This window comes from Mucilaginibacter sp. NFR10, from assembly GCF_900100445.1.
In the GTDB taxonomy this organism is placed as follows: Bacteria; Bacteroidota; Bacteroidia; order Sphingobacteriales; family Sphingobacteriaceae; genus Mucilaginibacter; species Mucilaginibacter rubeus.
In genome coordinates this window covers 549,704-566,499 of sequence record NZ_FMTV01000001.1, presented here as the reverse complement: position 1 = coordinate 566,499, position 16,796 = coordinate 549,704, and the positions used below count along the sequence as shown (strand labels likewise).

The 16,796-nt window shown below is 42.8% G+C and carries 12 protein-coding genes; 7 read left to right on the top strand and 5 right to left on the bottom strand.

All coding sequences use genetic code 11. The features are described from left to right. Positions 1–68: 68 nt before the first annotated feature. From BLP33_RS27320 to BLP33_RS27315, 3 genes are all read left to right on the top strand, one after another. Positions 69–236: a hypothetical protein gene (locus BLP33_RS27320; RefSeq protein ID WP_175489903.1), complete on the top strand. Its 168-nt coding sequence runs from the start codon at positions 69–71 to the stop codon at positions 234–236. 122 nt (positions 237–358) lie between these two features. After that, positions 359–1,729 (top strand): dipeptidase, encoded by a 1,371-nt coding sequence (locus BLP33_RS02510; RefSeq protein WP_090524552.1) that lies wholly within the window; start codon positions 359–361, stop codon positions 1,727–1,729. Positions 1,730–1,832: 103 nt separating this feature from the next. Next, the gene (locus BLP33_RS27315) at positions 1,833–1,970 is read left to right on the top strand and encodes a hypothetical protein (protein WP_175489902.1); all 138 of its coding nucleotides are present in this window, start codon (positions 1,833–1,835) and stop codon (positions 1,968–1,970) included. 62 nt (positions 1,971–2,032) lie between these two features. Here BLP33_RS27315 and BLP33_RS02500 read toward each other — a convergent pair whose 3' ends face one another. Further along, positions 2,033–2,488 carry a GNAT family N-acetyltransferase gene (locus BLP33_RS02500; RefSeq protein WP_090524548.1) on the bottom strand — a complete coding sequence of 152 codons (456 nt, stop codon included), beginning with the start codon at positions 2,486–2,488 and terminating at the stop codon, positions 2,033–2,035. A 5-nt stretch (positions 2,489–2,493) separates the two neighbouring features. Then, on the bottom strand, positions 2,494–3,591 hold the full coding sequence (locus tag BLP33_RS02495) for a mandelate racemase/muconate lactonizing enzyme family protein (protein ID WP_090526168.1): 1,098 nt from the start codon (positions 3,589–3,591) through the stop codon (positions 2,494–2,496). 206 nt (positions 3,592–3,797) lie between these two features. Here BLP33_RS02495 and BLP33_RS02490 point away from each other — a divergent pair, with 206 nt between their 5' ends. The 3 genes from BLP33_RS02490 to BLP33_RS02480 all read left to right on the top strand — a co-directional run bounded on the left by BLP33_RS02490 (position 3,798) and on the right by BLP33_RS02480 (position 7,844). Further along, complete coding sequence (locus BLP33_RS02490) at positions 3,798–4,538, top strand: DUF4290 domain-containing protein (protein WP_090524547.1); 741 nt, start codon at positions 3,798–3,800, stop codon at positions 4,536–4,538. A 204-nt stretch (positions 4,539–4,742) separates the two neighbouring features. Next, positions 4,743–6,050, top strand: coding sequence for a UDP-N-acetylglucosamine 1-carboxyvinyltransferase (gene murA, locus BLP33_RS02485; protein WP_090524545.1), 1,308 nt, complete (start codon positions 4,743–4,745; stop codon positions 6,048–6,050). Positions 6,051–6,281: 231 nt separating this feature from the next. Continuing rightward, positions 6,282–7,844 (top strand): ArnT family glycosyltransferase, encoded by a 1,563-nt coding sequence (locus BLP33_RS02480; RefSeq protein ID WP_090524544.1) that lies wholly within the window; start codon positions 6,282–6,284, stop codon positions 7,842–7,844. Positions 7,845–7,871: 27 nt separating this feature from the next. Here BLP33_RS02480 and BLP33_RS02475 read toward each other — a convergent pair whose 3' ends face one another. Next, complete coding sequence (locus BLP33_RS02475; protein WP_090524542.1) at positions 7,872–8,243, bottom strand: NTF2 fold immunity protein; 372 nt, start codon at positions 8,241–8,243, stop codon at positions 7,872–7,874. 78 nt (positions 8,244–8,321) lie between these two features. Continuing rightward, positions 8,322–9,683: a cystathionine beta-synthase gene (locus tag BLP33_RS02470; protein ID WP_090524540.1), complete on the bottom strand. Its 1,362-nt coding sequence runs from the start codon at positions 9,681–9,683 to the stop codon at positions 8,322–8,324. Positions 9,684–9,853: 170 nt separating this feature from the next. On the opposite strand from BLP33_RS02470, the gene BLP33_RS02465 reads away from it, so the two are divergent. Continuing rightward, positions 9,854–15,736: an alpha-2-macroglobulin family protein gene (locus BLP33_RS02465; RefSeq protein ID WP_090524538.1), complete on the top strand. Its 5,883-nt coding sequence runs from the start codon at positions 9,854–9,856 to the stop codon at positions 15,734–15,736. A gap of 113 nt (positions 15,737–15,849) precedes the next feature. Here the strand turns inward: BLP33_RS02465 and BLP33_RS02460 are convergent, their stop codons facing one another. Further along, a complete protein-coding gene (locus tag BLP33_RS02460; RefSeq protein ID WP_090524536.1) occupies positions 15,850–16,707 on the bottom strand; it encodes an AMP nucleosidase in 858 nt (285 codons plus the stop codon). Positions 16,708–16,796: the final 89 nt, after the last annotated feature.

The following is a 16,796-nucleotide window of genomic DNA, read 5'->3' as shown; positions in this document are numbered from 1 at the left end:
TGGCATAATCAACAACTCTTCTATTATAAAATCATATGTTATAAACTAAAATTTGAATAGTTGACAACATGAAGAAATTCATCATTGCAGCAGCGGTTTTAATAGCTACAGGCCTTACCGCTGTATCATTAACTCATAAAGCGCCTAAACAAGAAGCTAAAATAAAAGTCGAGAAAGTTGAGTTTGCCACTAAGGCTGTCAATACACCAAAATCAGATCTGGGTTCGGCAGATTAATAATCAATTTGGGAATTATTGAATTGGTGAATTACTGGTTTTCGCGGTTAATTTCATTCACCAATAAACTAATGAACGAGTGAACCAATGAACTAACTATATTTGCTGCAAACAATAATATTATGCAGCACATAAAGCAATATGTTGAGCAAAACAAACAGCGTTTACTTGATGAGTTATTTGACCTGTTACGTTTAGCATCGGTTAGTGCCGATCCAAAATACAAACCTGAAGTATTAAAAACTGCCGATTATGTGGCAGCAAAGCTCCGCGATGCCGGAGCTGATAATGTTGAAATATGCCAAACCGCCGGCTACCCTATTGTATACGGCGAAAAGATCATAGATGCTTCCAAACCTACCGTATTGGTTTATGGGCACTACGATGTACAACCGCCAGATCCGTTGGAACTGTGGAAAACACCTCCTTTTGAACCAACTGTTCGGGATGGAAAAATATACGCCCGCGGTGCCTGCGATGATAAAGGACAGTTTTACATGCATGTAAAAGCCTTTGAGCTGATGATGCAAACCGGTACACTTCCTTGCAATATTAAGTTTATGATTGAGGGCGAAGAAGAAGTGGGTTCATCCAACCTGGGCATCTTTGTGAAAGCCAACAAGGAAAAGTTGAAAGCCGATGTGGTGCTGATCTCTGATACTTCGATGATCAGCATGGAACATCCTTCACTTGAAACAGGTTTACGCGGCCTTTCCTATCTTGAGGTAGAAGTAACCGGCCCTAACCGCGACCTGCATTCGGGTGTTTACGGCGGCGCTGTAGCTAACCCTATCACCATCCTGGCCCAGATGATTGCCAGTCTGCATGATGAAAACAATCATATCACCATTCCCGGTTTTTATAACGATGTGGTACCGCTTAGCGAAGCAGAACGCAAAGCCCTTAACAGCGCGCCTTATGATGAAGCCGGATACAAACAAGACCTTGATGTAGCCGAGCTTTGGGGCGAAAAGGGCTACAGTACTTTTGAACGTACAGGCACCCGTCCTACTCTTGAGCTAAACGGCATTTGGGGCGGCTATATAGGCGAAGGCGCCAAAACAGTGTTGCCTTCAAAAGCCAATGCCAAAATCTCTATGCGTTTAGTGCCCAACCAAACGTCAGAAGCTATAACCAAACTCTTTACCGACCATTTTTTAAGTATTGCACCTCCCTATGTTAAGGTTAAGGTAACCCCGCATCATGGCGGCGAACCGGCTGTAACCCCAACCGACAGTGTGGCTTACCGTGCTGCTCAAAAAGCCATTGCCGAATCATTTGGTAAAGAGCCTATCCCAACCCGGGGTGGGGGTAGTATCCCAATTGTTGCTTTGTTTGAAGCCGAGCTTGGTTTAAAAACTGTATTGATGGGTTTCGGGCTTGATAGCGATGCCCTGCACTCGCCTAATGAGAAATATGATATTTACAATTATTATAAAGGCATAGAAACCATTCCGCTGTTTCACAAATACTTTGCGGAGTTATCAAACTAATGTCATGAAGCTTTAATTTGCGCGATAACGGCAGTTATTTTTTGATTTGGGTAAAACAAATAATATATTTATGATATTATCTAACTATACAAAAATCAAAAACATGGCAACTAAAGAATTGGACAAAGAAAAGACCGATGCATCTAAGCAGTTGCGCGATCTAAAATCATCAAAACAGGAAAAAACAAAAACAACTAAAGCCTTAAGCGAAAATAAAATGAAGCGAAAGCCTCTGCTATAAGATATTTATAACACCCCACGAGCCGGCAAGGGAAACTTACCGGCTCGTTTTATATAATTCAATTACAGCCTTATCCGCATTTCAATCATACGTTTTTTAAATCCTGCTTTTTCATAGGCTTTAATGGCTCCAATATTATCATTATATACCTCGAGCCTTATTTCGGTCAACCCTTGCTCAACTGTCCATTTCTTCAATTCTTCTATTATGGCCTGGTTTACTCCCATACCCCGGCATGCAGGCAGCACATACATAAAACCCAGGTAAGCATATTTTTCAAAGTCATAGTACGCGTCCGGGTTCTTTTTAATTCGGGCATATCCGCTGCCCGCTATCTCTCCGTCAATTTCGGCTACCAAAACCTGCACATCTGTTGAGGTTATGAACGCCTTCAAATCATAATAACTGATAGGATCGGGTTTAAGCGTGCTATCAAAAGGGCGTTCGGCAGTAATTATACCCTGCTCAAATTGAAGCAATACGGGCAGGTCTTCAATGGTAGCTTTTCTGATCAGCATATTTGTTAAATAGTAAATCGTTCGCAATCGGCCAAAAATACTTCATCGGCATCGGCGCCTATGCCTGGCGCGTCGTCGATGGTTAAATGATATCCATCATATATGGCCCCGCCAACACACGGGTCAACCAAATGCCCCAGTTTACAGGTATCCATGTCATAAAACCGGATATTGGGGCTGGCATATACAAAGTGTAATTTGGCGCTTAATGCTATCCGGCTTTCCAGCATCCCTCCCATCATACAGGGTATCCCGTATGAAGCAGCAACGTCGTGAATCCTTTTAGCCTCATAAATACCTCCAGACTTGGCCATTTTAATATTGATATAATGGCACGCCCCGGCGTTGATTTGTTTGCGGGCATCATGATGATTATACACACTTTCGTCGGCCATGATCTTAACCGGCGACAACTGCATAAGTTCAGGCAGCCGGTCATCATACCAGGTACGTATAGGCTGCTCGCAAAATTCAATATCATATTGCGCAATTGACTGCAAGGCAAAAACCGCTTCGTTAAAAGTCCAGCCCTGGTTGGCATCAATACGGATCTTCATACCCGGGCCAACGGCTTCACGGATCTGTTTAATGCGCTCTACATCCTCAACGGCGTTTTTGCCCAGCTTCACCTTTAATATATTAGCCCCGGAAGCTTTAAAATCAAGCGCTTTTAAAGCCATGGTATGATGCCCGGCAATCCCTATCGTAATATCTGATTCAACAACACGTCTTTCGCCGCCCAAAAACTGGTATAATGGCGAGCCCGCGTTTTTTGCTGCTATATCAAACAGGGCGTTATCAAAGGCGCTTTTTATAGTGGTATTACCGGCAGTAAAACTGTGAAGTTCGCCAAGCCGGGCTTCGATATCAAGCGCATCTTTGCCTTTCCATAAGCGGGCAAACTCACGCGCCATAATCAGGCAGGTATCCTGCGTTTCGCCAACAATCATCGGGAAAGCCGAGCATTCCCCTACACCGTAAAAACCGGCATCGGTATGCACACGGATAAAAACATTTTGGGCGTGAGATAATGTTCCGGTGGCAATGGTAAAGGGCTCCATCGGGATGCTGAAGCGGTAGATCTCTGTATGCGTGATAGTAATTTGCTGATTTTCCAAATTGTAGATGTTTAAAAGCTAAAATAAAACAAATATTTGCAACAATTAACCAACGTAATTTGCGTATTATAAGTATTAGTTTATATTTGCACTACTTCAATACAAGTAACAATTCAATTTTAGCCTCTTTTGCCCTTCCAATCAGGGAAATTTGCCTGGCTAACTTTCAACTTTCTTAAAAAATTATTACCATGGCTAAAGAAAACACGCCTGCAAATTTTGATTATAACTCAACCAGGAATAAACTGATCCTGTCTGAATATGGCCGTAACGTACAAAATATGGTTAAATATATTGTAGCGCTGCCAACTAAAGAAGAACGTAACCGCTACGCACAGGTAGTTATTGACCTGATGGGTTTCCTTAACCCCCACCTGCGCGATGTAGCCGATTTTAAGCACAAACTTTGGGACCACCTGCATATCATATCTGATTACCAGATTGATGTGGATTCACCGTATCCCAAACCATCGCCGGATGCTGTGCATATTAAACCAGCACCGTTAAACTATCCTCATCAGCGTATCAAATACAAGCACTATGGCAAAACCATTGAGCTGATGATTGAAAAAGCTAAAGCCATTGAGGAACCTGAACGTAAGCGCCACATGATCCAGGCTATAGCCAATTTCATGAAAATGGCCTATGTACAATGGAACAAAGACTCCGTGAGCGACGAAAGCATCCTGTCTGATCTGTATGCTTTATCGGGCGGTACATTGAAACTGGAAGAGAACATCAACCTTAACCGTGTTGATTTCCGCCCTAATAACTTTCAGCAAAACAATACCAATAATAACAACCGCGGCCGCAACAATAACCAAAACAATCAAAACCGTGGCGGCGGTAATGGCGGCAGGCAAAACAATAATCAAAACCGCAACAACAACCAAAACCGCAACCGTAACAACGGCGGCGCAAAAAAATATTAACCCCACCCAACCCTCCCCTTCAGGGGAGGGCTTTTGCTTTTCTTCTGCTTTCCCTCTTTCATAAAAGTATCTTTTGGTACAGGATATTTAGCAAGGTTTTTCCATTAATTTTCTAATCTTTGCCCCATATAAATTATTTGGCAAAACCGATCATAGCTTTTACAGTTTATCATTGGTGATTATATCAATTATCCGAAACTCCGCATGACTAACGCATTTGTAATAAATGGCGGCAAACCGCTAAAAGGTGAAATAACCCCGCAGGGTGCAAAAAACGAAGCTTTACAGGTTATATCTGCCGTATTGCTTACTGAAGAAAAAGTAACCATCAGCAACATCCCCGATATAAAGGATGTAAACAAACTGATAGAGCTGCTTGGCGATATGGGCGTTATTGTTGAACGTATCAACGAGCATACTTACACCTTTGAGGCCAAAGATATCAACCAGGATTTTTTCTTGTCTGAAGCTTTTAAATCAAAGGGCGGCGGCTTACGTGGTTCTATCATGATAGTTGGCCCCTTGCTGGCACGTTTTGGCAAAGCATCTATCCCTAAACCGGGTGGCGATAAAATTGGTCGCCGCAGGTTGGATACCCACTTCCTGGGTTTCGAGAAACTGGGGGCCCAATTTAATTACAATCCCGAAAATGGTTTCTTTAATGTAGATGCCTCCAACCTGCAAGGTACCTATATCCTGCTTGATGAAGCCTCTGTAACAGGAACAGCCAACGTGGTAATGGCCGCGGTATTAGCTAAAGGCACCACCACTATTTACAACGCCGCCTGCGAGCCTTACCTGCAGCAGCTTTGTAAAATGCTGAGCCGTATGGGTGCTAAAATCAGCGGTATCGGTTCAAACCTGTTAACCATTGAAGGTGTTGAAAAACTGGGCGGTACAGAACACCGTTTACTGCCCGATATGATCGAGATTGGTTCATTTATCGGCCTTGCAGCCATGACCGGTTCTGAAATCACCATTAAAGATGTTCAATACAAAGAATTGGGCATGATCCCTGATGTTTTCAGGCGTTTGGGCATTAAACTGGAGCTTAGAGGTGATGATATTTTTATCCCGGCCCAGGAACACTATGAAATAGAAACTTTTATTGACGGCAGTATCATGACCATTGCCGATGCGCCATGGCCGGGCTTTACACCCGATTTATTAAGTATCGTGCTGGTTGTCGCCATCCAGGCTAAAGGTTCGGTACTAATCCACCAGAAAATGTTTGAAAGCCGCTTATTTTTCGTGGATAAGCTGTTGGATATGGGCGCGCAGATCATCCTTTGCGATCCGCACCGTGCAACCGTTATCGGCCTTGATAACCAGGTTAAACTGCGCGGTATCTCTATGACCTCGCCGGACATCCGCGCCGGGGTTTCCTTATTGATCGCCGCACTTTCGGCACAAGGCCAGTCAACCATTTATAACATTGAACAAATTGAACGCGGCTATCAGCATATTGATACCAGGCTTAAAGCTTTGGGCGCTGATATAACCCGGATCTAAGTTTTAGGTTAAAGGCGAAAGGTTAAAGGTTAAAGGTAGCTGCACTTAGCAAAGCCTTTAACCTTTTTTTATTTTAGAACTTTTTCTATCAAAATATAGTACTTAACCGGGAAATACTTAAATAGTTGCGTATAAAGCGGCATTAATAATTTACTTTTTAAAGACCTTTCGCCTTTAACCTTTTACCTTTCACCTCAAAAATACTACCTTTAAAAAACCATTCTATAAACAATGCCTTACAAAAACCGGAAATCTACCTACGTTTATTTTGTACTGATATTTGTATTTATTAAAGTTGTTCTTAATCTTTTCGCCATATCGCATTTTGGTTTCCACAGGGATGAGTTTTTGCACCTTGTACTGGCCGACCACCTGGATTGGGGATATAAGGAAGTACCGCCATTTATAGCCATCCTGGCAAAAATTTCTATAACTTGTTTTGGCAACTCGGTTTTTGCGGCGCGATTGTTCCCTACCCTGTTTGGTGGGCTTATTGTGCTGCTCACCGGACTTATAGTAATAGAATTTGGTGGAAAGAAGTTTGCTATAACCCTTGCGTGTTTATCACTCATTTTTGCGCCTGCCTTTGCAGCAAGTGACTATCTTTTTCAGCCTGTAGTATTCGATCAGTTTTGGTGGGTATTAACCGTTTGGCTGCTCGTAAAATACCTCAACACTACCGATGTAAGGTACCTGTACTGGCTGGGGGCAGCCGTTGGCTTTGGCGTACTTACCAAGTACACCATGCTATTTTTCGCAGCTTCGCTGGTTATTGGGATTCTTATTAGCAAGCAGCGTAAATTACTGTTCAATAAGCATATTCTTGGTGCTGCCTTGATAACAATAGTTATCGTACTGCCTAACCTCATCTGGCAAATAACACATCACATGCCTGTATTTACGCATATGAAAGCCCTGCGCGAGCAGCAGCTGGATTACATAACCCCAACCGACTTTATTAAGCAGCAACTACTGGTCAACGGCATAGCGTTATTTGTATGGCTTAACGGACTGGCGTTCCTGATATTTTCATTCAGGCTGCGTAATTTCCAGTTTCTGGCATTGGCTTATGCGCTCATCTTCTTTTTTTTACTGATGATGGATGGCAAAAGCTATTACATTTTTGGTGCTTACCCTATGCTGTTTGCTGCAGGCGCCTTTGGTTTTGAGCGTTTATTAAAAACCACCGGCTATGTTTTGCGTACTGCCCTGGTAATATTGTTTACGTTGCCCAATGCTTTGTTACTGCCCATTTTATTGCCCATTTTACCAATGGACCAAACCCTGGCATTTTTTCGATTTGCCGATAAACATCTCCCACCTGCTCGTTTTTCGATGACCTGGGAGGATGGGAAAAAGCACGCTACCACCCAGGATTATGCCGACATGCTGGGCTGGGATGATATGGCCGCACTGGTTGATAAAGCCTACAAAAGCCTTAACCCTGATGATCAGAAACAAACTATGGTCTATGCCGATAACTACGGTGAAGCCGGTGCAATCCACCATTATCGTAAGCAATACGGTTATCCCGATGTAATATCACTGAACAGCAGCTTTACCCTTTGGGCACCCGATAGCCTCAAATGCAAATACCTGATTTATATAGATGACGGCGGCGGCAAAAACATTACAGAATTTGTGAAAGGAAAAATGATAGGCAGTTTTACGAAAGTAGGCGAAGTAACCAATCCGCTTGCACGCGAAAAAGGTACGGCTGTGTTTATCATTACACCAAATTACCGGTTAAATCAAAGGTATAGCCCCGAATTGGCGAAGAAGCGGTTGGAGTAGTTGAGGTGAAAGGCGAAAGGTTTTTGATCATTTATAATGCGTTAGTCGAACAACTCGACCGTCTTTAGCATTGAGCACAATTAAAAATCCGCCGCCCAACATTTTTTCGGGCAACGTACCATTTAATACCCAATAGCCATTTATAAAATAAGTCTCATAAGGTCTTTCATTAACTATTTGCGCTCTTCCATATATTTTAAATAGAATCGCTTCGGCAACAGCTATAGCAGTTTGTTTATCTGTAATAACCTTATCAACAATTACCTGTCGTTCCCTTTTCTCCGTCAATGCTTTTTTTAGTTCTTCCTTTGCCACCTCGGCACCGAGTATAGTGTGTTTTTGAGAATGACTAATAAACGGCAACAGAAATATGGATGTAAAAACGAAAAAATGTTTCATGCTCTAAATATAAAAAAAGGCGCTATGCTTATCACATAACACCTTTAACCTTTCGCCTTTAACCTTTTACCTCAAAAACTAAGCTGAAATGGCGTTTATAATATCATACTGGGTAATGATCTCAATTTTACCCTGCCCGTCTTCAACCAACACAGCAATGTTGTCTTTATTGATCATGGCCGAGATCCTGTCTATCGAAGTATTCAGATCAACAAACGGGAATGGTGCGGTAGTGATGTTCTTGATCGGCTGCGATTTGATGGATGGGTTTTCGATTAGTGAATCAAGAATATCGCTTTCGGTGATCTTTCCAATTACCATGCCTTTTTGCGTAACCGGGATCTGAGATATATTGAGCGATTTAATGGTGTTGATGGCTTCCAGCACGCTCTTCTCACAATCAATAGTGATGATCTCCTGCACATCTTTTTTGCTGATGATATCGCGGGCAGTTAGTTTTTCGTCTTTCAGGAAACCGCGGTCGCGCAGCCAGTCGTCGTTATACATTTTGCCCAGGTAACGGGTACCATGGTCAGGGAAGATGATCACAACCACATCGCCTTCTTTAAATTTATCCTTCATCTGTAGCAAGCCCGCTACTGCCGATCCGGTTGAGTTACCGGAGAAGATACCTTCCTTACGGGCAATTTCACGGGTCATGAGGGCGGCATCTTTATCAGTCACTTTTTCAAAGTGGTCAATTAAGCTAAAATCAACGTTTTGCGGCAGGAAATCCTCGCCGATACCTTCCGTGATGTAAGGATAGATCTCGTTTTTATCAAAAACACCTGTCTCTTTGTATTTTTTAAATACAGACCCGTAAGTGTCAATACCCAAAACCTGGATAGCAGGGTTCTTCTCTTTCAGATAACGGGCAATGCCTGATATAGTACCTCCGGTACCAACACCTGCAATAAGGTGGGTGATCTTGCCTTCGGTCTGTTCCCAAATTTCGGGACCGGTGCTTTCATAATGCGCCTGAGAGTTGCTTAGGTTATCATACTGATTAGGTTTCCATGAGTTAGGGACTTCCCGCTCCAAACGTGACGATACTGAATAGTATGATCGTGGATCTTCAGGCTCTACGTTGGTTGGGCAAACAATTACCTCGGCACCAAAGGCGCGTAAAGCATCAAACTTTTCTTTTGACTGTTTATCGGTACTGGTAAAAATACATTTATAGCCTTTGATAACGGCCGCAATGGCCAGTCCCATACCGGTATTGCCCGATGTACCTTCAATAATAGTACCGCCGGGTTTAAGCTTACCGCTTTTCTCGGCGTCTTCAATCATTTTAAGGGCCATACGGTCTTTAATGGAGTTGCCGGGGTTGGTTGTCTCTATTTTAGCTAAAACGGTAGCAGGGATATCTTTTGCTACTTTATTCAGTTTTACCAGCGGCGTATTGCCAATGGTATCGAGTATGTTGTTGTACCACATAATTTAAATCTCTACTAACCCGGTATATAAAGCAGGGTTACGCCTCAAAAATAAGTTTCTTAAATGATATTTCTTTTATGGAAAAGTAAATAGATCTGCATCCTATAAGCACACAAGCATAAATGTAATAAATTTAAACCGGTGGTAATTACCACAAAACATACCTAAACATGCAGGCAACACTAAAAAGATCGTTATTATTTTTCAGTTTCTTAAGTTTTTGTATAACTGCTGCATTGGGGCAAAAGCCGCTTACCCCAAGCCGGCAAAGCAGTTATTATACCTACATATATAAAATAACGGCTGGTGATGTGCTTAAATTTTACCGCTACCCACGTAAAAAACCTGATGAGCAAATATTACACAACCCCATTGATTCGTTTAAAACAAACGATAAATGGAACAATACCCTCCCTCCCAGCAACTATTTGAAAGTAGTTGCCAAAAAGAACGTGCTAAGCTATTCGCTTATCGAAAACCGCTCGGCCAATTTAAAACTGCTGGCTAATAACTATGACCTCCGCTTTATTTTAGTTGATCAGACAGGTAAAGCCATTAACAACGCTTTAGTGCAGTTTAATAATCATACCGTTACTTATGATTCAAAAGCCGGCTTGTATATAGCTAACCCTTCAAAAAGGGATACCATACTAAAAGTTGATTACGCGGGCGTAACCAATTACTACGCTATAAAAAAACAGCAGCGCTCATCTTATTATCATTATAATCCGTATCGCCATATGAGCTTTTTTAAAGCTACCTGGAAACGCTTTAAAAACCTGTTTAAGGGACACGATAAATATTACAGCCATCAGCCCGCAGATAATTATGAAGGCTTCATGGTTTTTAACAAGGCCATTTATAAACCACATGATACGGTAAAATTCAAGGCGATCATCTTAAATAAAAAATCAAAACAACCTGTAAACGCAGCTCAGCTTTTGGTACGGCTCAAAGAGCGGTATGAGGATGACGGTAAGATCATCGGCAAAGTAAACAGTTACCTCGACGGGGCTTATGTATATAGTTTCGCCCTCACAGATAGTCTTGACCTTTCACTTGATGAAGATTATACCATCTCGCTCGAAGATCCATCAAGCGAAAAATACAAATTGGATGATTATGAGGGCAATGACGATCAGGGCTTTTTAGCCAAACGCAAGGTTTTTCTGACGGGTCGGTTTAAATACGAAGAATACGAACTTAAATCAATAACCTTCAGCACCAGGGTTGATAAAGAAGAACACGGGCCCGGAAATCCGGCTACATTATATTTAAAAGCAGTTGACGAAAATAACCTGCCGGTTACAGATGGCAGGGTTACTGTTACACTTAATACCCGTGGCACCGGCACGCGCAGGCAAAACTACACTTTTGTGCCCGACCAGCTTTGGACACACCAGCTACAGCTTGACCCGGTTGGCGAAACCAAACTAATTATCCCCGATTCCATCTTTCCTAAGGCAGATATTACTTACACCATTAATTCAGAATTTCTGAACAGTAATAACGAACAGCAATCGGCCAATAACGATATGAGTTACCGGTACAGCCGATTTAGTATTACCGCCAAGTTAAACGGCGATACATTGATGAGTACCGCCGTTGATAATGGTAAGGCCGTACAAACTATGGCTACCATCAGCGCCCTTAACGCAAAGTATGATACCATAACCAGGGTCAGGGTAATGCTCCCGGCAAAAACCATCATCAATCCTTATGCCGATAGTTACAATATCGAAACAGACAGCGCTTATGCCGACCTCGACCTAAAAGATAATAACGCCGGCATCTCGCTATCGGGCTACCGCACCGCCGATTCGGTGTTTGTAAAGGTTGACAACCCGCGGCACCTGCATTTTTGGTATTCGGTATTTGGCGGCAACAAATTAATTGATGCAGGGCAGGCCAATAACCTGTTTTATGTACGTGCTTATAATGATCAAAACCTCCTAAACTTTCAGGTGCATTATATCTGGGCAGGCGAAAGCAAAACAGAAGCCACCGATATCATGTACCGCGATAAGCTGCTGACCATCAACGTTCGTCAGCCTGTGTCCGTTTATCCCGGGCAGCAAGCCAAAACCGACATCGTGGTTACCGATGTCAAAGGCCAGCCTGTAGCCAATGCTGATTTAACGGCCTGGTCAATGACGAGTAAGTTTGCCGACTACAAGGCGCCGTATGTGCCATACCTTGGCAAAGGTTTTACTTATCGCAAGCAAAAAATGGGTTTTAATACCGGCAATATAAATGGCGATGGGTCATTACAGCTCAACTGGAAGCGCTGGAGTAAGGAAATGGGGCTTGACAGTATTGCTTACTACCAGTTTACTCACCCTAACAAAATTTACCGGGTTGAAGAAGACGCCAAAGACTCGCTAACTCAGGTGGCGCCTTTTGTGATTAAAAACGGCGATGTACTGCCCGTACATATCCTTTATATTGATGACCGGCCGGTGTACTTCGACCAAACACAGCAGCTTAAACGCTACAGCTTCGCGGTATCGCCGGGCAGGCACATGTTCCGGTTCAGGACCAGCCATCAAAACGTTTGGGTAGATAGTGTGGATGTACAAAAATCGAAAAAACTGATCTTCAGCATTAATGCGGATAATGCGCACTCAACAAAGGTTTTGGATACATTGAGTACCTATGAATGCGATCTCATCAACCGTTACCTGATTACCGTTATCAATAATTTTGGCTGGAAGATGGCCCTCCTTACCCAAAACGAAAAGGTATTCATGATCAATCCCGACCCGAACTATGGTTACCGAAACAACAGTGTACTCATAGGTCCGTCGGCCGAAAACTTTGCCAATTTAGATGTACAAGGCAGCGGATCACGACGTTTTGTTGCCGAACCAGGTTATTCATTTCAGTTTGAGCCCGGCCTTATTAAACAAAAAAGTATCCCCACTACTTATCCCTTCAACCCCATACTATCGTCATACCAGGGCCCGGCCGATGATTATACACAACAGGTACTTACCCAACCCGAGGCCGAAAGTATCTGGCAGCAATATCTTGACCTGCGCAGCAACACGCAATCGCTTTTTGTAAACCCTACCATCACCGGCGAAACAGGTAAACTAAGTATGAGCATCGATCAACCTAAGGGCAAAAAACTGCTGGTTAAAAACCTGATCGTTTATAAATATGATGACCCGGACTTTTTATTGATCTATCCCGGCAATACCACATACATTAATAACCTTAACGCCGGCAGCTACAGGCTTTTATTTTTGCTTAAGGGCGATAGTTATGATATTAAAGAAAATGTAACCATAAAAACAGGTGGTACTAATTTTTACAATTTTACGGTGTTGCCCACGCATGGCAAAGATTCGGTAGGTGTGCGGATCAGCAACATTATCAATAACAGGACGGGCGGCTATAATCACGGTGACCGGGAAATAGAAAACGATGCCCTGAAAATAAAAGAAGCGTTTAATGATAAATACCTTGATACCGGCAACTTCGGCGATATGATGAGCGGAATAGTTACCGCCAGCGATGATAAATTGGTTGTACCCGGCGTAACCATAAGGGTAAAGGGTTCATCAACAGGTACGCAAACTGACATAGCAGGGCGCTTTAAATTAAAAGTACCCAAAACCGGCAAACTCATTGTAAGCTTTATAGGGTACGAAACACAGGAGTTAAGCATACAACCCGGTGCAACTATCAAGGTAGTCTTAAAACCCAGCTCAAAATCCTTGCAGGAAGTAGTGGTTATTGGGTATGGCGTGCAACGAAAAGCGGAAATGACCGGATCGATAGCAACCGTATCTTCCTTAGAAGGCGGGCTTGCTGGCCTGACAGTAGGTAACGAAGCCAATATCATGATCAGGGGCATTAATTCATCACCGTCGGCCCAGCCGCTGATTGTGGTGGATGGCGAGATTGTTGATAAACTATCTGACGTAAATAAAGAAGACATTGCAGAAATTAGTGTATTGAAAGACGCCGCCGCCACTGCTATATATGGTGCGCGTGGTGCAAATGGCGTCATCGTGATCCGGACCAAAGCTAAACCGGGTTTGGCTGGAGGCCAAAGGGCCGACAGTACACAAACCGGCAGTTCGCAAACCATGCGTAAAAACTTTTCTGATTATGCCTACTGGCAACCTAAACTGACTACTGACGAACATGGCAAAGCAAGTTTCATGGTTAATTACCCTGATGATATCACCAACTGGCGAACATTTATCATCGGCATAACGGGCAACAAGCAAACCGGCTTTACCGAAAGCAGTATCAAATCATATAAACCATTAAGCGCAAATTTTGTCGCACCGCAATTTGCCATAGCCGGCGACGAAATGAACTTGATTGGTAAGGTAATGAACTACAACAATACCTCCGCGAAGCTTACCCGAATTTTTAAATACAACGGCCAGACTTTGAAACAAGACGAGCTGGAAGTTAAAAACTCTAAAATTGACACACTTACCATTACTGCTACTGCCGCTGCTTCTACCAATCCTACCGACAGCCTCACTTTTGAATACACCATTAAACGGGATAACGGCTATTTTGACGGCGAGCAACGCAGGATCCCGGTAATGCCGCAGGGTGTTAAAGAAACCAAAGGAGTTTTTGAGGCACTTGACCGCGATACCACAGTGAACATGAAATTTGATCCGGCTTTGGGACCTGTCACTTTCCGGGCAGAGGCTTCTGTATTGCCTGCGTTGACTGAAGAAACCCGTAAGCTGAGGGAGTACAAGTATCTGTGCAATGAGCAGCTGGCTTCAAAATTGAAAGGCCTGCTCATGGAACGACACATTAAAAAGTTTTTGGGCGAAGAGTTTAAATACGAGAGAAATATAAAAGACGTAATTAAAAAGCTACAGGAAAACCGCAAAAGTAACGGTACCTGGGGCTGGTGGAAGGATAGTAACGAAGAACTCTGGATTAGCCTGCATGTGGTAGAAGCATTGATAGATGCGCAAAAAGAGGGTTACGCTGTTGAACTGGATAAACAAAAATTAACCGACTATCTCGTCTTTCAGCTTGAAAGTTACAAACGCAGGGACAAAATACTTTGCCTTGAGTTACTTCATAAACTGAAAGCTAAAGTTGATTACCAGAAGTATGTAACAGACATTGAAAAAGAGCAGGTTAAGGAACAAAAAAACTTCGACTATAAGTTGTCGGGTTATGATAAGTTAAGAATGATGTTATTGCGGCAGGAATCTGCCCTACCCATAAAAATGGACAGTTTAATCAACACAAGCAAACATACTATGTTTGGTAACCTATATTGGGGCGAAGACGGTTATCGCTTTTTTGATAATTCGGTACAGTTGAGTGTATTAGCCTACCGCATTATCAAAAACGAAGGCAGGCATCCCGAGCTATTAACCAAGATCCGCGGCTACTTCCTTGAACAACGCCGTCTTGGAGATTGGCGTAATACTTATGAATCGGCGCTGATACTGGAAACTATTCTGCCAGATCTGTTGACAGAAAATAAACAGGTTCAACCATCGCAGATCAGGCTTACAGGCACCGATACAAAAACGATCGACAAATTCCCTTATTCGGCAACGCTAACTGATAAAACAATCAGTATCAGTAAAACAGGCAGCCTGCCTGTATACATTACCGGCTATCAGCAGTTTTGGAACAACAAGCCCGAAAAAGTAAGTAAAGATTTTACAGTAAATACCTGGTTTGAGCGCAAGGAAAAAACAATAACCACCCTGAAAGGCGGTGAACCTGTATTATTAAAAGCAGAAGTAACAGCCCGCGGCGATGCTGATTTTGTGATGATAGAGATCCCGATACCTGCCGGATGCTCGTACGAGAGTAAGGAGCAGCAATGGGACAACAATGAAGTACACCGCGAATATTTTAAAGAGAAAGTAAGCATATTTTGCCGAAGCCTTAAACAGGGCAAATATACATTCACCGTAAATCTCATCCCCCGTTACAACGGTAAATACACCCTAAATCCGGCCAAAGCCGAAATGATGTATTTTCCGGTATTTTACGGCAGAGAGGGGATGAAACAAGTGGTCATTGGGGCATCAGGTCATTAAGTCATTTTTGCATTTTGTCAGACTTACGAAGTTTCAAAAACTTCGTAAGTCTTTTATTCATTAAGCTATTAAAAAAATGACCTAATGACAAAATGACTCAATGAATAAAATGACTAAAATTTAAGATGCTTAACCGTTAACCCGTTATTGATCAACTGCTTTAACGATTCGATACCTATGTGCAGGTGTGTTTCAACAAACTGCTCTGTTACTGACGAATCGCTTTCGGCGGTTTTTACACCTTCAGGAATCATCGGCTGATCTGACACTAACAGCAACGCACCTGTAGGAATCTTGTTGGCAAAACCGGTGGTAAAAATAGTAGCTGTTTCCATATCAACGGCCATGGCACGCAGATCTTTCAGGTATTTTTTGAAAACTTTATCATGCTCCCAAACGCGGCGGTTAGTGGTGTAGCAGGTACCGGTCCAGTAATCACGTGAATAATCACGGATGGTAGTTGAGATGGCTTTCTGCAGTGCGAATGATGGCAAGGCAGGGACCTCTGGCGGTAAATAGTCATTTGATGTACCTTCACCACGGATGGCGGCTATCGGCAGGATCAGGTCGCCTACGTTGTTCTTTTTCTTAAGGCCTCCGCATTTACCCAAAAATATGACAGCTTTGGGGTGAATGGCTGTGAGCAGGTCCATAACAGTAGCCGCAACCGAACTGCCCATACCAAAGTTAATAATGGTAATACCGTTTGCTGTAACGCTTTGCATTGGTTTTTCAAGCCCCATAATAGGCGCGTTATCATTCCACTGCGAAAACAGCTGGATATACTTTGAAAAATTGGTGAGGATAATATACTCTCCAAATGCTTCAAGCGGTCGGCCGGTATAACGCGGTAACCAGTTAGCAACAATTGCTTCTTTTGTTTTTAATCCTGATTTTATGGGCGATTGCACTTCTTTCACCGGCGGTGGTAAGGCATCTCCGTCCTTTTTAATGTTTAATTCTTCGTTCATATGATTTCTTTTTATACAGCAAACCCCGGTATGAGAACCAGGGCGCGCTTTATTTTTTAATAAATATAAGTGTTTGCTTATATACTGTG